Here is a 19,764-nt window from a genome sequence, read left to right as displayed (position 1 = left end):
AGAGCGGCGGGCAAATGCGGCAAGAGGAACCATCAGCCCGAAAATCTACCCATAACGTCAGCACGCCAGGCTTTCAGTCCATTCAGATCCCGGGGCCAGGCGCGTAGCGGAGCCAGAATCTCCGTGAAAAAAGAGTAATAGCCGCTACAAAGTCGGTTGTAGCCGGCACTGTTGATATGTGCGGGGCAGCCTCCCTGGCAGACTATTTTCACAGAACACCGTTGACACTCCCGGCGCTGGCTTTTCTTAATACCAAAGGGAAGCCGGGTTGCGGAATCTACGGCTGGCGCTAACGTATTATTAGCAAGCTGTCCCAGGTAATGCTGGCTATTAATCAGATGATCGCAGGCATAGAGTTTGCCGTCCGGCTCCATGACCAGATTCGTTCCGCAGCGGGCGGAATGGACACAGGTGGCGCTGATATGCGTAAAATATTGTGCCCATGCCTGTTCAATGTTGATCACAAAAACCCGTCCCATATCGCCGCGTTTGCGCCATTGACGCCAGATATCAATCATGAAACGTCCCCAGTTATCCGCACTCAATTGGTAACGTTGCTGTAGGGCGTTGCCTTCGTTCATCAGTGGCTGAAATTGCAGATAACGAACGCCAAGGCTAACAACATGATCGTAGATGGCTGCCGCATGGCGAGCCATGTCATCATGCACGACAATCAGTACATTAAAATCGACTCGATAGTGTTGTAACAATGTGATTCCCCGCAACACCGCCGGATAGCTGGCCTCGCCGCGTTTGCCCGGACGATGATGATTTTGCAAGTCTTCACTGCCCTCAAGACTGATGCCAATAGTAAAATTATTGTCGCGAAACAGACGGCACCAGGCATCGTTTAACAACGTCGCATTCGTTTGCAGACTATTACTGATCGTCACGCCGTCAGGCGCATATCGTTGTTGAAGCGCTATTACCTTTTTATAAAAACCGATTCCGGCTAAAAGCGGTTCACCGCCTTGCCAGACAAAATTAATTTCACGCGCACTGGCAGGTTGCGCCGCAATATAGCGACAAATAAAAATCTCCAGCGTTGATTCATTCATTTTTTCTACGGGCGTTTCGCCCTGTGGATAATAACAATAGCGGCAGGCCAGATTACATGCAGGGCCTATGGGCTTTGCCAGAATATGAAAGGGTATCTGCGCGCGATATTCCGTCATTACGGGGATTTGTTGTTGCCGTAATGTGTTGAGATTCAACATTATTCTGTCCTGTAGTTATCATTTCTGATGCGGAGACATGACTCACATTTCGCAATAGCGTTCGTCTGGCGCTGCGGGCAGAATGCCGAGAGCAGGCTGTATCTATTGATACGCCGGTTTTCTGCATAGCGCATGACGCTATTGAAATGTTATTTAGCAAATCCTGTCTGAGCCAGAAATTAAGTCTCTGTTAACGTGCGCTATTACAGAAAATCATAGAACAGGCGTCTCAAAAGAATATCGTCCTGAAGGACGAGAACTCACGGCATTTTCAGGAGATGAGTCAACCGCGACAGAAAAAATTATATTAATAATTTTAAATTATTTTTTAGAATAACCAGACAGGATTTAAATTAAAATCATTTATTTTCAATATGTTATAAAAAATACCGCAACATACGTCACATTATTAACATGTGAATGATTGTGTTAACCGAATGTAAATTGTATGTTTCAACATACCACTATTTTACTGCGCCCCGACGCGCTCATCCGGATGGAAGGAGATAACATGTCAGCCTTATCAACTACTGGTCATAATGACGGGATCACTCTCCATTGCTTACAGAGCATTGCGCAACTCATTCCTCTGTCGTCGGCGGTTTTTTATCGTGTTAATGCTTATTTAAAGCCGGAAGCCTATGTTTTACATAATATTTCTAATAGCACACACCAACAATATCTGGAGCATTTTCAACCATTAGACCCGCTATCGCCTTCCCGATTCGGCCAACAGGTTATTACAGTAGCGACGATGACGCCCGGCATCTGTGCTCGTCATCGCCATTATTATCATGAATTTATGCTACCTAATCATGTGTGCGACATGATTGAGATCTTTATTCGTCGGGGCCATCGTATTATCGCGGGCATATCATTAATGCGCGATATACCTTTTTCCAGCGAAGAGCGTTTGCGAGCCCAGGCAGTACAACCATTACTGGGACTGGCAATTCATGATTCTCTTCAGGAAGACAACGATCTGGCGTCAATATTGACCGCCAAAGAGCGTGAAATTGTGGGAATGGTCTGCGAAGGGGCCAGCAACAAATTGATTGCCCGTCAGTTGAATATTTCTCTCTCAACAGTGAAAACGCATTTACGTAATATTTTTGCTAAAACAGAAGTGATAAATCGCACGGAACTGGTTTCCCGAACCAGAATGTCCTCGGTACAACATTCACTGAATATGTGAAAGCGTTCTTTTTAACCCGCGTCAATTGCGGGTCTTTTCCCCATATGTCATATATGCCTGAATTAATACCACCCTCTGAGCTGATGCCGCAATAAAATGTCATATTATCTGGCGTCGGTATCCTGTTGCAGCCATTGATTCATGGCCTGATTGATCATATTTATCACACTAAGCAGAAGAACACGCTGGTGCCGCTCAAGCCGCAGATAACGGCGCAGCGGCGGCATTTTACAAACCACTTCGCTAGCAGCCCATAGCTCAATGCTGCAATACCATTCCTTATGATGTAAAACCAGCGTAAACCGACGATAATCCAGTTCACTCAGTGCCTGTTGTAAATTGGGGAAACAATTAAGATAGTTAATCAGCCCGGCGGTACTTTTGCTGCCAGTAAAAATGACGGGATAACGTTTCAGCCATCCGGGCTGATGAACGCGAATTTTGCCCTGCAAAGGATAATTGATTGTGCCTTTCACCCTGAATTCACAACTGTGAATACTGGCCATGAATAACCGTTTTTGCTGAACATGGCAGATAACCTGGGTAAATGCATTCAGATGCAGCACGGCGCTATGTTCGGTCAATTTTTCACAACGCCAGCCGCTCAAATCACGTAACACCATATTAATTAATGCGTTCTTAAACCAGGGGACGGAGGACATCTGGCGTCATCTCTTCATTGTTTCGCTTTTCATAATTGCCCATAGCCCGTTCCACGACCTCTTCTACCGGAAGCGGGAGGAAAGGATTAACCCGTTGCACACATAATGTCCAGAATAAGGCATAGGCGGCAGTCAATCCAAGCATAATACCGAATGGTATAAGTACATCCCGACTGTTCATTCCTGGAGGCGCGATATTAATAATGGCGATAATAATACCCACGCTCGAAATAATCTGAGGTAAGGGAAACCAGGGGGCCCGGTAAGCGCGTGGTAAATCGGGGCGCCGAATACGTAAGATAACGACCGATAACGTTACCAGCAGATAAGCTACTCCCCAGGCGCAGACCGCAGCGAGGATCAGCGGAACAATGTGGTCGATATCACCGTTCAGATACCAGGCATGTAAACAGGGAATCGCAACACCGAATGCGATGGCGATGACCGGTGTTTTAAAGCGGGGGTGCAACCAGGTCAGAAACCGCGGCAAAGCGCCGTCCAGCGCCATGCCGTATATAATACGCGGTACTGCCGCCATTAGCGTATTAATCGTCGCACATCCCGCTAACAACAACCCCACGCCCAGCCAGTATTGCCCGACATGTCCCATGACACGATTGGCAAAGGCGGGAATAGCCATCGGCGTATCCAGTAAAAAGATATGGTTTGCCGCATCGACCACCACATTATTTACCTGCCGGTTAATCGCAGCGCCATAGAGGAACATACAACCTGCCACCGCTAAAAGGCCAAGCGCCATTGCTCTGGGAATCGTACGATGCGCTTTTTTAATTTCCGGCGCCATTGGCGTGACCAGTTCACAACCGACGAACATAAACATCGCCATGCCTATATAACCAAACAGACCAGAAAGATTACTGACATCAAGCGGTGCGCCAAACCACCCGGAATGATGAGTGACCGGGGATAACAGGATCCCGCATAAACCGAAGATGGTCAGGGTAGTCCACATACCGAATGTAAGAAACACTTCCACCTTGCCAAATACTTCAACACCAATGGCATTCAGTAACCCGAAAACCACTACCATGCCGACGCCAACCATCCAGGTATTGTGCTGCATGGCCACGTGTTCGCTAACAGACTCAAAGTTCACCAGCGCCATGACGCCAGCGAGAATCGTTTCTGCCGTGCCGGCAAAAATGTGTACGATCAGGTAAGCGCAAAGCGCACCGGTGATAGCGAAAAAACGCCCCATCCCACAGGAAATATAGTCGTAGACGGAGCCAGTCGTGGGAATAAGCGTTGCCGCTTCGGCAAAGGTGGTAATCTGCGCTTGCATCATAATAAATGCCAGTAATACCGCAAGAGCAAAGGTATCTCCCCCTGAGCCAAAACCACTGGTCACGGTCAGGATCACCGGGCTTGCCATAATCAGCCCGACGGAGCTGGCAAGCGTCGTGGGGAAACCAATAACGCCACGTTCAAGATGGCTGGCAAGTCTGTTTTTAAACATGGTCAACCTCTTCACTATTATTACAACAATAAATTACCGCTCCGGAATAACGCTTATTTATGGCAGGCACCGTATCTAACAGGTATCGTCCTGAAGAGGGATAACGGTAAATAACGTTGTGACGCCGTCCCCGCATGCGCTAATAGCAAGTGGGGAGCGCGTTATTCTCCCCAGTGATGCCAACGCTACTGACGAACAATTAAAGGATTCAACCCTGCTTATGGCTTTCAACTTTTGCCAGATAATGTTTTACAAAACGGGGCGTTAAAACTTTCCATGCCACTTCGGTTCCCTGTTCAACAAACCAACTATCGCCTGGTGAAAAACGTATCGGTTCCTGACCCGCAACAGTGAGTTCCACTTCCCCTTCCAGCACGGTTGCGTGCTCGGTAAAGGGATAAATCATAGTGAAACCGCCGCGGGTCGATGAAAACAGTCCACAGGTAAATACGTCCTCAGGTTTACCGTAAATCATCGCAACGGCGACCTGGGGATCGCCTTCTGTTGGCAACGCCCCCAACAGGCTGACACTCCCGATTGGCTGTAATTCAGGAACAGGTTGATTGAGTTTAAAAGCGTGCATTAATGTTCTCCTGGTTAATTCCGGCCTTTCCAGAAACCGGCTGTTTGATGTATCAGTTTTCCCGCACTGACCAGCAATAGACGTAGACTGTCGCGACCATAAATTGTCGCGTGGGGAATGCTACTCATCAGACGATACCGCTCGGAACCGCCATTTATTCCTTCGGCCAGGATTTTGCATACAATATGGGAAGGCGTGACGCCAAATCCGGAATAACCCTGAACATAAAAAACATTATTGTGCTCACGAAGCGTGCCAATCTGCGGAAACAGATTCGCGCTACAGGCCATCGGTCCGCCCCAGGCAAAATCGATTTTAACGTCTTTCAAATAAGGAAAGACCTCCGTCAACAGAGTGCGGTTCCAGGCAGCAAAATCGTGCGGGGTATATTCAAGAAACCTTGTGGCGCTGCCAAACAGCAGACGGTTTTCTTTTGTGAGACGGTAGTAATTTATCACCGGGCGGATATCACTAAAAGCCCCGCGCAAGGGACTGATCCGCTCAACAAGCTCGCTGGAGAGAGGTTCTGTAGAGACCTGATAAGAATAAGTAACCAGCGTTTTCTTATAAATTTCTGGTTCCAGATTATTGAGAAAACTATCACAGGCCCACAGCAATTTGGCCGCTTTTACGCTGCCCATCGCAGTACGTACCCGCACAGTTTTACCGTAACTGACCTCAACCACAGGTGAATATTCGAATATCTTCACCCCCAGCGAATTCGCAGCCTGAGCGGAGCCCAGCAATAAATTCAGCGAGTGGACATGCCCTCCCCCCATATGCTTGAGAACACCGCAGTAGACGTCGGAACCAATAACCTGCTGCACGTCTTTACCGGTATAGAGTTCAATATCATCTTCCGGCGTAGCAGCTTTGAATTCTTTTTCCCATTGTTGCAGCGTTTTTAACTGCCGCTGGTTGTAGGCCAGATAACCATATCCGGGGACAAAATCAGCATCAATATGGTATTTACGAATTCGCTCCCGAATAATACCTGCGCCGAGGTTCGAGATTTTAAACAGCGTCTCCATTCCCGCTGCGCCTACATATTTTTTAACGGCTTCGATGTCGTGACCTATACCGGCCATCACCTGACCGCCGTTTCGCCCGGTGCCGCCATACCCAAGATGGCGGGCTTCCAGAACGACAACATTAGTGATCCCCTGCTCCGCCAGTTCCAGCGCAGTATTGATGCCTGAAAAGCCACCGCCAATGATCACCACATCGGCATCAATATCGTCTTGCAGAGCAGGAAAATGCAACGGGTATTTTTTCGTCGCGCCGTAGTAATTCAACGCATCGATTTTTGTATTCATCGCGTTACCTTGTCATCACGCTTGACTAAGACCGCTATCACAGCACGGTAACGTTTTACAAAATATCGTCCGGAAGAATGACGTTCTTTGGAACGATATTCAGTTCCAGGCAAGTATGTTGAGATGGAAAAACGTACATTCCTGACCTACAGGCACTTCTGATGAGCGACGTGACATTACTTGCCGAAGTAACGACTTTTTTACGCCAACGACACGGACAATTTATTGCAGGTGAACGTCAGGCCGGAAACGGCACGAACTTCTCGGTCACTAACCCAGCCACCGGCAAAATCATCGCCGACGTTGTGTCGGCAACCCCTGCGCAGGCAGAAGAGGCCATGCAGAGCGCCAGACGGGCGTTTGATGTCTGGCGTAAAATGCCAACGTTACAACGCGGCGCATTACTGCTGAAACTGGCTGATATTCTTGCCGCTCATCGTGAAGAGTTAGCTCAACTGGAAAGCGTCTGTTCAGGTAAAACGATTACGCTGTCGCGCGGTCTTGAACTCGATCAGTCAGTGGCCTTCCTGCGTTACTTTGCCGGTTGGGCAGGAAAAATAACCGGTGAAACGCTGAATGTCTCCCTGCCATCAATGGGAGAAGAGAGATACACCGCGTTTACCCAACGCCAACCCATTGGTGTGGTCGTCGGTATTGTGCCGTGGAATTTCTCCATTATGATTGCTATCTGGAAGCTGGCCGCAGCGCTGGTATGTGGCTGCACCATCGTCATTAAACCAAGTGAATATACCCCGCTGACACTGCTGCGAGTCGCTGAACTGGCGAAAGAGGCAGGTTTCCCTGATGGCGTAATTAACGTGGTAAACGGTGCTGGCGGTGAGATAGCGCAACAGCTGATCGCGCATCCAGATTGCGCCAAAGTGAGTTTCACCGGGTCAGTCGCGACAGGTGAGAAAGTCCGGCGTTCGGCAACATCGTCAGGAAAACGCGTTACCCTCGAACTGGGAGGGAAAAATGCGGCGCTGTTTCTCAATGATCTCACGGCACAAGCCATGGTCAACGGTATTCTTGAAGCCGGTTATCTGAATCAAGGACAGATTTGTGCTGCCGCAGAGCGTTTTTATCTGCCCCAGGAAAAACTGGATACGGTCATGACGCTCCTCAGACAACGGTTATCGGAGATCGTGCCCGGGTCGCCTTTAGATGAAAAAACTGTGATGGGCCCGCTGGCGAATCAGGTTCAGCTTGAAAAAGTGCTGCGTCTGATTCAACGCGCACGGGAAGAAGGGGATACCATTGTTTACGGCGGTGAAACTTTACCCGGCGAAGGGTACTTTTTACAGCCGACGGCGGTAAAAGTGCGTAGTAAAAACAGTACGCTGATGCACGAGGAGACCTTTGGCCCTGTCTGTAGCTTTATCGGTTATCAGAATGAAAAAGAGGCGCTTTCGCATATCAACGCTTCGCCATTCGGCCTTGCTGCAAGTGTGTGGTCGGAAAATATGTCTAAGGCATTACGCTACGCTGAAGATATTGATGCTGGCATGGTGTGGGTCAATATGCATACCTTCCTCGATCCCGCGGTACCCTTTGGAGGGATGAAAGGATCGGGTAGTGGTCGTGAATTTGGCAGCGCGTTTATTGATGACTATACCGAACTTAAATCTGTCATGGTCCGTTATTAACCATCCTGAAAATGATGCAGGCAGATCAACCATACCGAAAGGTGGACTGTCTGCCTGATTATCAGGTTCGCTCGCTGCGTTTTTTTGCTTTTGGGATAATGTTAAACGCCCGGCCCGGCGTTCCTTCCTGCATTACTAGCGCCATCTACCGTTAGAGTAGGCTATCTCCAGCCTTAACGGTTCAGACTCATCCTGTAACATCGCTTCCAAAGACAACGCCAGCGTCTGATGATGGGCATCTTTTACACTGACTTTCAGCATGTTGATGCTCGGTTCATAACGTAAAATAGCAGCGCGAAGCTCACGGCAAAACCAGTTGAGAACCCGTTTGTCACCCACATTCACCTCGTGCCATTCCGGCATACCCCGAGTGAGCAGCGGCGGTAATGTCTCGCCACCTGCCACGGCGCAAGAGTTGAATAAACACATTAACTTGCGTCGTACCAATTCATGTGGGCTTATCCCCTCAACCAAGAGCCTGTCGAATAGCGCGACCGGAATGGTTGGCGTCATCATCATTTCCCTATCTGGTCCATCGCCAGATCCCATACTGACGTTCTGGACTCCTGTTGAGCGCCGTCTGATTTCTCGGCAGTGATTTGCCATTTGATTTTCGTGAAGTTCAGCGACATCGTTTCCACCGGCTTACCGCCGGCGCCGCCGCTAACACTGAGTTGTGATATCAGCACGTTTGTCAGGGTATAAACGATAAGCGACCGCATTTTGCCGTCGTCATTGCGGCACAACGTCAGCACCGCGGTTCTAATTAGCCTCCCGCTACAGCAGTACTCATTGAGCACAGGCGTGGCGAGGTCGACAAATTTGGTGAGCGACATTTCACCAACATGCGCACGCCCGGAAGTCCGCTCGGTGAGGCTAATATCGTTATTTACCTGCATTGCCACATTGTGGCTATAAGACATGATCTCTATCTGATCTTCAAAGCCTTCAACCTGGCTTTCGCCTTTGATATTGTCGAGCTTTAAAAAAATCGCATCCATGATTTATCTCCTTGTTGATCAAGTGGCAGTTCAGCAGCCAGACGAATACCAGCGGCCAACGCTTGTGACTCTTATTAAAAGCGCAACTACCAAAAAACACAGCGTGAAAAACGCCAGGTTTGCAGGGATTTTGCCGACGTTTACCCACGTCTGATGAACGTTATTCCGCTGGTTGCAAAGCAATAGAGGGTTTTGGCCCGCTGTGGCCAAATACAATTGAGGTTATACTGAACGCTCTCTGCCATATTCAATCCCTTTTATCGCAAAGTATCCCTGGTGCCGGTATCACAGCGTCGTTATTCAAAAATTGACATTTCAGAATAATAATCAGCTATATATAAAAAACACATCAAAAAGCAAATATCAACTTAATTTTTACTTATTTAATAAAAAAATCCAAATTGATTTACATCAATTAACACATACAAAAACATTAAAAATCAAAGCGTTAAATAAAAATTAATCACTATGGAAATTTTATTTTTCTTAATACTCACATTACAAATGTTATTTGATTATTATCCTGTGAACACTAAAAAATGATTTAAATCAAAAAAAAACTATTCTCGTTGATTAACGTTTTGACCGAAATAAAAAAGATTTTATACGTCCCGGGATAGTCTCCCTTTCTGATGGACAATATGCATTAACGAGCGGGCAAACAGGTAACTTCTGCCCGGGTAATCCGTTACCCGACTGATATTAACATTGTCATGAGGTGATATCATTTGCCTGGCCAGCCATAATCATCCGGAACCGGCGCTACGCCACGAACATCAGGACGGAGCATTTTTTGTCGATCCTCTTCGTCATCCACCCAGACACTGGCTATCTCTTCACAGGTTGCAAACCATACGCCATCATGCCCTTTAATATGTTCAATCAAACGTGACAACATCATCATATGATGCCCATGACCGATTATCTGCGGATGAAGGGCCATCGCATATAAACCGTTTTCCTGATGGTGATAAGCATAGGTAAAAATATCCTTCCAGCGTCGCAGAACACCGTCAGTATCGCTCATCCCCTCCTGGTTGCCGGTATACGCCAGTGCGGGAAAATCATCCAGATACCAGCTAACAGGAATTTCCAGAATCGCGCTGGCCGGGCCTGCGATATTTCCCGTCTCCCAATTCACCTGCCAACGTTGAGGATGGTAAGGCACAAGATCTCTCGCCATCAGGCTACTGTCATAGAGAAAACCGGCTTCCTCCAGAAGATCCAGCGTATTCTCGCTATAATCCCAATAGGGAGAACGGTATCCCACAGGGCGTATGCCGAAATGTCTTTTATAACAGGCGAACGCCAGATCCATAAGTCGGCGTTCTGTATCACGATTCACCAGCGTCGGATTTTCATGATAGTAGCCATGGTGAGCGATTTCATGCCCGGCATCAAAAATTGCTTTAATGATTTCCGGGAAGGTGTCTACAGTGTGTCCGGGAATAAAAAAGGTGGTTTTGATATTATTTTCTTTGAACAATTTCAGAAGCCTTGGTACGCCAACTTGAGCACCAAACTCTCCTCGTGACATAAAGGATGGCGACGGTCGATTAAATCCGCCCAGCCATAAAGACTGAGCATCTACATCAACACCAAGATTGACCGCAATCCTTTTACCCTCAGGTAATTTTAAATATCCCATAACGACCTCCAGCTAATACATAGAAGGGACACATTCTGTTATTTAATGTGTGATGGCCAGATATTATATATGCCTGCTTTTCTGCGTCTGTCCTTGAACGTTGTTGCTGCCCCCCCAAGTCTATTTTCATATAGAACATCGAGGTTAATTTCTCCTGAAATGACATCCTCTTGATTGACGTGCGCCTCTGCGATAATACCTTGTGGATTTTTCCACACGACATCACAGGGGCTTAAAATTGAACTTCGGGCCCAGCAGCCTGGCAGTGGCCCGCCCGGGTTTCCGCCCAGGCAACAGTGAACAAGATAAATTTGATTTTCAATACAACGTGCGTGGCAACAATGCCTGACTCGCCAAAATCCCTGTTCAGTAAACGTAGCGGAAGGCGTTAAAATTAACTCCGCACCCTGTTCCGCCAGCGTCGCGGCACACTCCGGTATTTCTGCTTCATAACAAATATTAAAACCCACCTTTGCAAATGGCAGTTGAAAAACAGCCATTTTATCGCCTTCCTGAGTATACCAACCCCGTTCAGCCGGGAAGATATGCGTCTTACTGTGAGCATAATGTTCGCCATCGGGTCCCCATATATGCGCAACATTCTCATAGCGATCTGCTCCAGTCTGCTCCAGATGAGAGCCAGCAATAATGAACTGTCCTCTTTCTTTCGCTTCCTGTTGAAAAAGCTGCTTATAGGCATCCGTGAACTGATCAATTAAAGTAAGGTGTGAAATGGGTCTTTCTTGCCATTTTTTCAATAATGTAAATAACTCAATGGTAAATAGCTCCGGGAAGATAACGACATCAGCACCCTGACTTTTATTAAGAAGTATCCTTACCTTTGTTATGAAATCTTCAAAAGTGTTTATTTCGGTAACAATATACTGACAGGCTGAAACAGTAAAATTACGTGACATCGTGATATCCCCGGCATGAAATTTAAACTTAAATTAACGTATAGCGCATGGAGAATATTAGGGAGCGGACATTACGACATCAGGTTATTTTTTGTGAAGCTGCGCAAAATATATGGGGAAAAGAGTAGAAGCATTGAACCTTTATTTACATAAAGGGGACTTTATCGATGATCGCAGCGAGACAGAGAGTCGATAAAAATCCAGGCGAAAAACAATAACCCTTACCACAATATTATTTTCAGCATCTGAAAATAATCAGGCAAACTAAATGATAACGCGCTGGTATAAAACCAACGCGTATTTTTACCGATAAGGGTAATGAAGACGGCCACCCGAAGGTGGCCGTTAGAACCCGGTAGCGCTTCGCTTATCAGGCCAGTGAAACCGAGACAGCTTTAGCGGTGAGACGCCAGCGGCTGTTCCGTCATTGGCGGGTGGTGCTTTTCTGGATCTTTAATCAGTACCCACAGGATGATGGCGCCGATAATATCGAACAGACTGAGTGCAATGAAGAACGGGCCGTAACCGATAATAGCGACCAATGCCCCCATAAACAGGTTGAAGCTTAACTGTCCCATCCATGCCGCAGATCCTGCCAGACCGGCAACCGTCGCGACCTCATTTTTCTTGAACAGGTCAGCGCTCATGGTAATCACGACGGTAGACAGCGTCTGGTGCGCAAAACCGCCAATACTCATCAATGCAATGGCGACATACGGGTTAGTCGTAATGCTGACAAAACCGATCGAAATCATCAAAACAGCGCCGATGGTAAAGCTACAACGACGCGCATTGATCGTGGTCATGTGCATCTTTTCCATGAAGAACTTCGCCAGGAAACCGCCTGCAACGCAGCCAAAGTCCGCCGCCAGGAATGGCAGCCAGGCAAACATGGCGATCTCTTTTAACGGCAGATGCATCACGTTAATCAGATACAGCGGCATCCAGAAACTCAGCGTTCCCCATGCCGGGTCAGCCAGAAAACGGGTAATCGCCAACGCCCAGAAGTTACGCTTTTTAACGATCTCTTTAACGGCCGGTTTTTTATTATCGTCCTGGAGATAGCTTTCCTGGCCGTCTTCGATATAACGCAGCTCTTTGTGGGTGATCCACGGGTGTTTATTTGGCGAGTTATAAATCAGGAACCAGGTGATGGCGAACAGCACGCCGATCCCACCGGTAATCACAAACGCCATTTCAGTACCGATGCCGCTATCAGCAAAGGTCAGCATCGCCCAGACCACCAGCGGCGGCGCCAGCATCGCGCCAATCGAAGTACCGATATTAAACAGTCCCCCCGCAATACCGCGTTCTTTCGTCGGGAACCATTCGGCGCTGGCTTTAATCCCGGCCGGAATCGCTGACGCTTCGGTTAGCCCCATCAGACCACGCAGAAATGCCAGACTTATCCAGCCGCCGGCCAGCGCGTGCGCCATGTTGATCAGCGACCACAACAAGGCAAAGATAAAGAAGCCGATTTTCAGTCCGATGACATCCATCAAATAGCCGGTGATCGGCTGCGCAATGGTGTAACAAAGCTGGAAGGCGCTCACCACCCAGGAATATTGTTGCTCATCAAAATGGAGTTCTTTCATCATCGCTGGCGCCGCAACGCTAAGCGAGCTACGGGACAGGTAGTTTACGATGGTCCCTACGCAGACCAGGCCGATAATCCACCATCTTAATTTTGTCATCTTCATGATAAAGCCTCGTTAAAAAACATTAGCTCCGCGCCGTCTGACCTGTAGCGGGAAAACTGAAATCACAAAAATTGGTTGACCAATCAATATTTTCTCATCCGGACCGGTCAAAATCTGGCGGCAACTCCCGCCCTTAATATTCTTGAAATAAATACATCAACTCATTTCAAGTTGAATGGTGAATGCTTTTCACCCAGCAAAAATTGACACAGATCAAATAAATAAAATTGGCAGACCGTGAATGATGATATTTGTGATTTGGTTAGCCAATTTAGACAATAAGGTTGACATGAGAAAAATTTTGGTTGAATTTAGGGGTCAGAACGGGTTTACAAAGCACGTTTCGATGTTGGCTGGCAATGGGTCAACCACGAAGACGTTATCGCAAGAAGAGGAAACGAGATATGAAACAAACCTGGCGCTGGTACGGACCTAACGACCCGGTAACGCTGTCAGATGTACGCCAGGCTGGCGCAACCGGCGTGGTAACGGCGTTACACCATATCCCGAATGGAGAAATTTGGTCGGTAGACGAGATCCAGAAACGTAAAGCTATCGTTGAAGAGGCGGGTCTGGAGTGGTCTGTGGTAGAGAGCGTACCTATCCACGAAGATATCAAAACCCACACCGGTCAGTACGATTTATGGATCAAAAACTACCAGCAAACGCTGCGTAACCTGGCGCAATGCGGTATCTATACGGTTTGCTATAACTTTATGCCGGTACTGGACTGGACACGTACGGATCTGGAATACGTATTACCGGATGGTTCCAAAGCGTTGCGTTTTGACCAGATTGAATTCGCCGCGTTCGAACTGCATATCCTGAAGCGTCCGGGAGCAGAAGCCGACTATACGGCAGAAGAGATTGCTCAGGCAGAGCGGCGTTTCGCCACCATGAGCGAGGAAGACAAAGCACGTCTGACCCGCAACATTATTGCCGGTTTACCTGGCGCGGAAGAAGGCTATACGCTGGATCAGTTCCGTCAACACCTGGCGACGTATAAAGATATCGATAAAGCAAAACTGCGTGAACATTTTGCCTATTTCCTGAAAGCCATTATTCCGGTTGCCGACGAGGTTGGCGTGCGTATGGCCGTTCACCCTGACGATCCGCCGCGCCCTATTCTCGGCCTGCCGCGCATTGTCTCTACCATTGAAGACATGCAATGGATGGTGGAAACCGTTAATAGCATGGCGAACGGCTTCACCATGTGTACCGGATCTTACGGCGTGCGCGCCGACAACGATCTGGTTGATATGATCAAACAGTTTGGTCCGCGCATCTACTTTACGCATCTGCGCTCTACGCTGCGCGAAGAGAATCCGAAGACCTTCCACGAGGCCGCCCATTTGCACGGCGATGTGGATATGTATGAAGTCGTTAAAGCGATTGTGGAAGAAGAGCACCGTCGTAAAGCCGAAGGTAGCGACGATCTGATCCCAATGCGCCCGGACCACGGTCATCAGATGCTGGACGATCTGAAGAAGAAAACGAATCCGGGTTATTCCGCCATTGGCCGCCTGAAAGGGCTTGCGGAAGTCCGCGGCGTCGAACTGGCTATCCAGCGCGCTTTCTTTAGCAAATAACCTTCTTTCGCATGGCGCGACGCGTCATGCGATTTCCCCTACTCAATGCAATAGCAACATGCCTCGCCCCGGAGATCGCGGGCGAAGACGTCGAATGACAGGAGTTTGCAATGGAACAGAATATCGCCACCGCCCAGGTTTCCGTCGCCCGCCCAAACTGGGACAAATCACGTCTGGTATCCCGTATTGTGCATCTGGGCTGCGGGGCGTTTCACCGCGCGCACCAGGCGCTCTTTACCCATCATTTACTGGAAAAGAGCGACAGCGACTGGGGCATTTGTGAAGTGAACCTGATGCCGGGTAACGACGCGCGGCTGATCGCGAACCTGAAAGCGCAAAATCTGCTGTACACCGTTGCAGAACGCGGCGCAGAAAGCACCGAACTGAAAATTATCGGTTCAATGAAAGAAGCGCTGCACCCTGAATTCGACGGCCATGCAGGGATTCTGGCGGCAATGGCGCGCCCGGAAACCGCCATCGTCTCCTTAACCGTGACCGAAAAAGGCTACTGCACCGACCCCGCCAGCGGCGAGCTTGATGTCAATAACCCGCTGATCCAAAACGATCTTGCCCATCCACAGCAGCCTAAATCCGCCATTGGCTATATTGTCGAAGCGCTAAACATGCGCCGGGAGCAAGGACTGAAAGCTTTTACCGTGTTGTCATGCGATAACGTACGCGAGAATGGTCACGTCGCGAAGGCTGCCGTCCTCGGCCTGGCAAAAGCTCGCGATGCCGCCCTCGCCGCATGGATTGCCGACAATGTGACCTTCCCCTGCACCATGGTTGACCGCATTGTTCCGGCGGCGACCGAAGAGACGCTACAACTGGTTGCCGACCAGTTAGGGGTTTATGATCCTTGCGCTATCGCCTGCGAACCCTTCCGCCAGTGGGTCATCGAAGATAACTTTGTGAATGGTCGCCCGGACTGGGACACCGTCGGCGCGCAATTCGTTGCAGATGTCGTACCGTTTGAAATGATGAAGCTGCGTATGCTTAACGGCAGTCACTCTTTCCTCGCCTATCTGGGTTATCTCGGCGGGTATGACACTATCGCCGATACCATGACCAACCCGGCTTACCGTCGCGCGGCGCTGGCGCTGATGCTTGATGAACAAGCGCCGACGTTATCAATGCCGGAAGGCACCGATCTGGAAGGGTATGCGAATTTGTTGATCGCGCGTTTCACTAACCCCTCGTTGAAACACCGCACCTGGCAGATCGCGATGGATGGCAGTCAGAAACTGCCGCAGCGTTTGTTGGACCCGGTACGTCTGCACTTGCAACAGGGCGATGACTATCGCCGCCTGACGCTGGGCGTCGCCGGATGGATGCGTTACGTCGGCGGTATCGATGAACAAGGTAAAACCATTGATGTCGTCGATCCGCTGCTAGCGCAGTATCAGGCGATTCATCAGCAATATCAGACGCCGGAAGAACGCGTTCGCGGGCTACTGGCCATCGAGTCTATCTTTGGCAGCGACCTGCCGAAGAACCACGAATTTGTGCAAGCCGTTACCGACGCTTACCAACAGCTATTGCAGAATGGCGCGAAAGCCACGGTAGAAGCGCTGGCTAAGTAAGGAGATAAATCATGGCTACGTTTATGACTGAAGATTTTCTACTTAAAAACGACATTGCCCGCACGCTGTACCATAAATACGCCGCGCCCATGCCGATTTATGACTTCCACTGCCATTTAAGTCCGCAGGAAATCGCCGACGATCGCCGTTTCGATAACCTCGGTCAGATCTGGCTGGAAGGCGACCACTATAAATGGCGAGCGCTACGAAGCGCAGGCGTGGATGAGTCGCTGATCACCGGCAAAGAGACCAGCGATTATGAAAAATATATGGCCTGGGCCAATACCGTACCAAAAACGCTGGGCAATCCGCTGTATCACTGGACGCACCTTGAACTACGCCGTCCATTTGGTATTACAGGTACGCTGTTCGGACCGGATACCGCGGAAAGTATCTGGACGCAGTGTAATGAGAAACTGGCGACGCCGGCCTTTTCCGCGCGCGGTATTATGCAGCAGATGAATGTGCGGATGGTCGGAACCACCGACGACCCGATAGATTCTCTGGAATATCACCGCCAGATAGCCGCCGACGACAGCATTGATATTGAAGTCGCGCCAAGCTGGCGCCCCGACAAAGTTTTCAAAATCGAACTGGACGGCTTTGTCGATTATCTGGGGAAACTGGAAGCGGCGGCAGATGTCAGCATTACCCGTTTCGACGATTTACGTCAGGCGCTCACTCGCCGTCTCGACCATTTCGCCGCCTGCGGCTGCCGCGCGTCCGATCATGGCATTGAAACGCTGCGATTTGCGCCGGTGCCCGACGACGCGCAGCTTGACGCCATTCTGGGCAAACGTCTGGCTGGCGAAACGCTGAGCGAACTTGAGATCGCCCAGTTTACCACGGCGGTGCTGGTCTGGCTGGGCCGTCAGTACGCCGCGCGCGGCTGGGTGATGCAGCTACATATTGGTGCGATCCGTAATAATAATACCCGGATGTTCCGCCTGCTGGGGCCGGATACCGGCTTTGACTCCATTGGCGATAATAACATTAGCTGGGCGCTCTCCCGTTTGCTCGACAGTATGGATGTGACCAATGAACTGCCCAAGACTATCCTCTATTGCCTGAACCCACGTGATAACGAAGTCCTGGCGACCATGATCGGTAACTTCCAGGGGCCGGGAATTGCCGGAAAAGTGCAGTTTGGTTCCGGCTGGTGGTTTAACGATCAGAAAGACGGGATGCTGCGCCAACTGGAGCAACTGTCGCAAATGGGACTGTTAAGTCAGTTTGTCGGGATGCTGACCGACTCCCGCAGTTTCCTTTCTTATACGCGACATGAATATTTCCGTCGTATTCTCTGTAACCTGCTGGGACAGTGGGCGCAGGACGGAGAGATTCCTGATGATGAAGCGATGCTAAGCCGTATGGTTCAGGATATCTGCTTCAATAATGCCCAGCGTTATTTCACGATTAAATAATCGCTATTAATCTGTGAACACAGGTCTCAGGTATTTCGAGGGGCAGGAAGGCGGTAAGAGAGTGAGAAATTTAGCAGTAACGCACTTTTCCAGCCAAAGTCTGGCCGCCGATAAAAAGCAAAGATGTTGCTGATTAATCCCGAATCACTTACTAAGGTAAGTGATTCGGGTAAACAAACACAGCCATCTTCTGCGTCATGCTTTTTTTCTCTGTCCGGAATAACTCCAGTGCAGAAAGTGTGATACATCAGTCCTGTTGATGATGGCTCCAGTTGGTTATACGGTAATAACTTATGACTTCACAGTGTGGTTTCTTTTAACAAATCGACAGCCAGCATTTCCAGCTGGTTAACCACCTCATTACTGGATCGCTCCATTCTGTCAAGTTCTTGCGACATCGCATTCATATCGCCTGCGGCAAAATAGTTCAGCGCAGAGTGACCAGCGGTATGCACCTCTTTATGCGGCGCTTCCAGACTACGGAAACTGTAGTAATTGCTAAACTGCTGCCCTTCAAAACCGTAGTACCATTTCCCCAGCCGACACTGATCGTGCATCGTTATTTTACTGTTTATGTCTTTATTTAAGAGTAATTTGTAGACTTCCATTTTCCAGATAACATGGTCAACTTTGACAATATTCAAAAACTGCACCGTAGAGATGTACTGCATGACCGATTTCATGCTCAGCGATTTATCGATGACGATGCCAATAGACTCCACAATTTGATTTATGTTAGTCGTAATATTATCAATAACCGGCTGTTGGTTATCCAGCACCTCACTCACTCTGGCCGTATTATCTTTGATTACAGAGGTTAACGTACTGACGCTTTTCGAACTGTGTTTAACATCTTCGGACAGGTTTTTCACTTCTTTCGAAATAACGCTAAAACCACGCCCGGCATCCCCTACGCGCGCGGCCTCGATCGCGGAGTTAATCGCTATCAAATTGGTCTGGTTAGCGATCTTCTGTATCTCTTTAATACACGCATTAATTTGCGTTAAGGAGGTATTTAAGTCGCCCATACGACAGCCAATATCCGATGAAGTCGTGCCAATTTCGGTGATAAATTCCACGAGCGATTTTAATGAACTTCTGGCTTTATCATTCTGTTCGTTAAGTTCATTAATGCGTTCTTTTTCAATGTTGAGCTGCTCACAGGACTTAATGATGGCATTACGAATGATATCGATCGTCGAGATCCCCATCAGAATTTTTTGACACAGTATCCGCTCATAAGGCTCAGGAGTATCCACCACCACGTCAGACGCATTAGCGCCAGATTCTGCTGGCGGCGGTATTTTTACAACATTATTATTCCAGTGGCGCAAGCCTAATACTTTTTTAAACATATACCATTCTCCTTATTATATGTGGACATCCTGATCTATGCCTGGATAAAGTATTATCAACTCATGCTAACATAATGAAAAATCGGCTGTCATCTGCCATAACCATACGTTCACCAGAATAAGACAAAACGTCCACTAAACTTAAATAATTACAGAGTAAACTATTCAATAATACCATTAATAGTCATAATGGAAGTCGCTTCACTTTATACGAAAATATCATTCACAAGGCTGACAATAATAGTTGAATAATAATTAACTGCATTTACTTAGGTGTATCTATATCTCAGCCCGAAGATTGCAGACAGGGTTTAAACGCAAACTTTTGCAATAGAAAAATAACCTAACGTAAACTTTTTATATGACCAATAATATCATTTGGACTCATCAATATATTATGCTGTCCGTTTACCAGCCAAACAGGCATGACCTAAATCCAAAGGAATGGGGG

16 protein-coding genes are annotated in these 19,764 nt (G+C 48.4%); 5 read left to right on the top strand and 11 right to left on the bottom strand.

Going from position 1 to position 19,764, the window contains the following annotated elements; all coding sequences use genetic code 11:
* Nucleotides 1–32 precede the first annotated feature (32 nt).
* Complete coding sequence (locus J4613_RS13125) at nucleotides 33–1,217, bottom strand: anaerobic sulfatase maturase (protein ID WP_000933432.1); 1,185 nt, start codon at nucleotides 1,215–1,217, stop codon at nucleotides 33–35.
* 511 nt (nucleotides 1,218–1,728) lie between these two features.
* On the opposite strand from J4613_RS13125, the gene J4613_RS13120 reads away from it, so the two are divergent.
* Entirely contained in the window at nucleotides 1,729–2,412 is a 684-nt protein-coding gene (locus J4613_RS13120; RefSeq protein ID WP_001275354.1) for a LuxR family transcriptional regulator, read from the top strand.
* Between the two features lie 104 nt (nucleotides 2,413–2,516).
* Here the strand turns inward: J4613_RS13120 and J4613_RS13115 are convergent, their stop codons facing one another.
* From J4613_RS13115 to J4613_RS13100, 4 genes are all read right to left on the bottom strand, one after another.
* The gene (locus J4613_RS13115; RefSeq protein WP_000100095.1) at nucleotides 2,517–3,074 is read right to left on the bottom strand and encodes a DUF3156 family protein; all 558 of its coding nucleotides are present in this window, start codon (nucleotides 3,072–3,074) and stop codon (nucleotides 2,517–2,519) included.
* The gene (locus J4613_RS13110) at nucleotides 3,052–4,551 is read right to left on the bottom strand and encodes an APC family permease (RefSeq protein WP_000475960.1); all 1,500 of its coding nucleotides are present in this window, start codon (nucleotides 4,549–4,551) and stop codon (nucleotides 3,052–3,054) included. Before J4613_RS13110 ends, J4613_RS13115 begins: the two co-directional genes overlap by 23 nt.
* A gap of 208 nt (nucleotides 4,552–4,759) precedes the next feature.
* Nucleotides 4,760–5,134 carry a cupin domain-containing protein gene (locus J4613_RS13105; RefSeq protein WP_000542979.1) on the bottom strand — a complete coding sequence of 125 codons (375 nt, stop codon included), beginning with the start codon at nucleotides 5,132–5,134 and terminating at the stop codon, nucleotides 4,760–4,762.
* Between the two features lie 14 nt (nucleotides 5,135–5,148).
* The gene (locus J4613_RS13100) at nucleotides 5,149–6,450 is read right to left on the bottom strand and encodes an FAD-binding oxidoreductase (protein ID WP_001092814.1); all 1,302 of its coding nucleotides are present in this window, start codon (nucleotides 6,448–6,450) and stop codon (nucleotides 5,149–5,151) included.
* A 161-nt stretch (nucleotides 6,451–6,611) separates the two neighbouring features.
* Between J4613_RS13100 and J4613_RS13095 the strand changes: the two genes are divergently transcribed.
* Entirely contained in the window at nucleotides 6,612–8,096 is a 1,485-nt protein-coding gene (locus J4613_RS13095) for an NAD-dependent phenylacetaldehyde dehydrogenase (RefSeq protein WP_052934869.1), read from the top strand.
* Nucleotides 8,097–8,231: 135 nt separating this feature from the next.
* Here the strand turns inward: J4613_RS13095 and iraD are convergent, their stop codons facing one another.
* The 5 genes from iraD to J4613_RS13070 all read right to left on the bottom strand — a co-directional run bounded on the left by iraD (nucleotide 8,232) and on the right by J4613_RS13070 (nucleotide 13,362).
* Complete coding sequence (gene iraD, locus J4613_RS13090) at nucleotides 8,232–8,612, bottom strand: anti-adapter protein IraD (RefSeq protein ID WP_001543513.1); 381 nt, start codon at nucleotides 8,610–8,612, stop codon at nucleotides 8,232–8,234.
* The gene (locus J4613_RS13085; RefSeq protein WP_000338745.1) at nucleotides 8,612–9,097 is read right to left on the bottom strand and encodes an Hcp family type VI secretion system effector; all 486 of its coding nucleotides are present in this window, start codon (nucleotides 9,095–9,097) and stop codon (nucleotides 8,612–8,614) included. The genes iraD and J4613_RS13085 overlap by 1 nt, the downstream gene beginning before the upstream one ends.
* 724 nt (nucleotides 9,098–9,821) lie before the next feature.
* Nucleotides 9,822–10,745 (bottom strand): polysaccharide deacetylase, encoded by a 924-nt coding sequence (locus J4613_RS13080; RefSeq protein ID WP_000540888.1) that lies wholly within the window; start codon nucleotides 10,743–10,745, stop codon nucleotides 9,822–9,824.
* A gap of 38 nt (nucleotides 10,746–10,783) precedes the next feature.
* Nucleotides 10,784–11,662 (bottom strand): carbon-nitrogen hydrolase family protein, encoded by an 879-nt coding sequence (locus J4613_RS13075; RefSeq protein WP_000089254.1) that lies wholly within the window; start codon nucleotides 11,660–11,662, stop codon nucleotides 10,784–10,786.
* 395 nt (nucleotides 11,663–12,057) lie between these two features.
* Nucleotides 12,058–13,362, bottom strand: coding sequence for an MFS transporter (locus J4613_RS13070; RefSeq protein WP_000784371.1), 1,305 nt, complete (start codon nucleotides 13,360–13,362; stop codon nucleotides 12,058–12,060).
* A 404-nt stretch (nucleotides 13,363–13,766) separates the two neighbouring features.
* Between J4613_RS13070 and uxuA the strand changes: the two genes are divergently transcribed.
* The 3 genes from uxuA (at nucleotide 13,767) to uxaC (ending at nucleotide 17,958) form a co-directional block, all read left to right on the top strand.
* The gene (uxuA, locus tag J4613_RS13065) at nucleotides 13,767–14,951 is read left to right on the top strand and encodes a mannonate dehydratase (RefSeq protein WP_000815487.1); all 1,185 of its coding nucleotides are present in this window, start codon (nucleotides 13,767–13,769) and stop codon (nucleotides 14,949–14,951) included.
* 110 nt (nucleotides 14,952–15,061) lie between these two features.
* Complete coding sequence (locus J4613_RS13060) at nucleotides 15,062–16,534, top strand: fructuronate reductase (RefSeq protein WP_000437127.1); 1,473 nt, start codon at nucleotides 15,062–15,064, stop codon at nucleotides 16,532–16,534.
* A gap of 11 nt (nucleotides 16,535–16,545) precedes the next feature.
* Nucleotides 16,546–17,958 (top strand): glucuronate isomerase, encoded by a 1,413-nt coding sequence (gene uxaC / locus J4613_RS13055; protein WP_000190180.1) that lies wholly within the window; start codon nucleotides 16,546–16,548, stop codon nucleotides 17,956–17,958.
* Nucleotides 17,959–18,257: 299 nt separating this feature from the next.
* Here the strand turns inward: uxaC and J4613_RS13050 are convergent, their stop codons facing one another.
* On the bottom strand, nucleotides 18,258–19,313 hold the full coding sequence (locus J4613_RS13050; protein ID WP_000475253.1) for a methyl-accepting chemotaxis protein: 1,056 nt from the start codon (nucleotides 19,311–19,313) through the stop codon (nucleotides 18,258–18,260).
* Nucleotides 19,314–19,764: the final 451 nt, after the last annotated feature.

Origin of the sequence: Salmonella sp. 32020114201800008SM (genome assembly GCF_017572025.1) — a bacterium.
Taxonomy (GTDB): Bacteria; Pseudomonadota; Gammaproteobacteria; order Enterobacterales; family Enterobacteriaceae; genus Salmonella; species Salmonella enterica.
Note: the sequence above shows the minus strand (reverse complement) of the source record. Positions and strands in the feature narration are given on the sequence as shown.

Excerpts from the sequence above, each read along its gene's own strand:
- uxuA (WP_000815487.1), top strand. The coding sequence starts at position 13,767 with ATGAAACAAACCTGGCGCTGGTACGGACCTAACGACCCGGTAACGCTG.
- J4613_RS13105 (WP_000542979.1), bottom strand. The coding sequence starts at position 5,134 with ATGCACGCTTTTAAACTCAATCAACCTGTTCCTGAATTACAGCCAATC.
- J4613_RS13070 (WP_000784371.1), bottom strand. The coding sequence starts at position 13,362 with ATGAAGATGACAAAATTAAGATGGTGGATTATCGGCCTGGTCTGCGTA.
- J4613_RS13125 (WP_000933432.1), bottom strand. The coding sequence starts at position 1,217 with ATGTTGAATCTCAACACATTACGGCAACAACAAATCCCCGTAATGACG.
- J4613_RS13075 (WP_000089254.1), bottom strand. The coding sequence starts at position 11,662 with ATGTCACGTAATTTTACTGTTTCAGCCTGTCAGTATATTGTTACCGAA.
- J4613_RS13060 (WP_000437127.1), top strand. The coding sequence starts at position 15,062 with ATGGAACAGAATATCGCCACCGCCCAGGTTTCCGTCGCCCGCCCAAAC.
- J4613_RS13050 (WP_000475253.1), bottom strand. The coding sequence starts at position 19,313 with ATGTTTAAAAAAGTATTAGGCTTGCGCCACTGGAATAATAATGTTGTA.
- J4613_RS13085 (WP_000338745.1), bottom strand. The coding sequence starts at position 9,097 with ATGGATGCGATTTTTTTAAAGCTCGACAATATCAAAGGCGAAAGCCAG.
- uxaC (WP_000190180.1), top strand. The coding sequence starts at position 16,546 with ATGGCTACGTTTATGACTGAAGATTTTCTACTTAAAAACGACATTGCC.
- J4613_RS13110 (WP_000475960.1), bottom strand. The coding sequence starts at position 4,551 with ATGTTTAAAAACAGACTTGCCAGCCATCTTGAACGTGGCGTTATTGGT.
- J4613_RS13100 (WP_001092814.1), bottom strand. The coding sequence starts at position 6,450 with ATGAATACAAAAATCGATGCGTTGAATTACTACGGCGCGACGAAAAAA.
- iraD (WP_001543513.1), bottom strand. The coding sequence starts at position 8,612 with ATGATGACGCCAACCATTCCGGTCGCGCTATTCGACAGGCTCTTGGTT.
- J4613_RS13115 (WP_000100095.1), bottom strand. The coding sequence starts at position 3,074 with ATGTCCTCCGTCCCCTGGTTTAAGAACGCATTAATTAATATGGTGTTA.
- J4613_RS13120 (WP_001275354.1), top strand. The coding sequence starts at position 1,729 with ATGTCAGCCTTATCAACTACTGGTCATAATGACGGGATCACTCTCCAT.
- J4613_RS13080 (WP_000540888.1), bottom strand. The coding sequence starts at position 10,745 with ATGGGATATTTAAAATTACCTGAGGGTAAAAGGATTGCGGTCAATCTT.
- J4613_RS13095 (WP_052934869.1), top strand. The coding sequence starts at position 6,612 with ATGAGCGACGTGACATTACTTGCCGAAGTAACGACTTTTTTACGCCAA.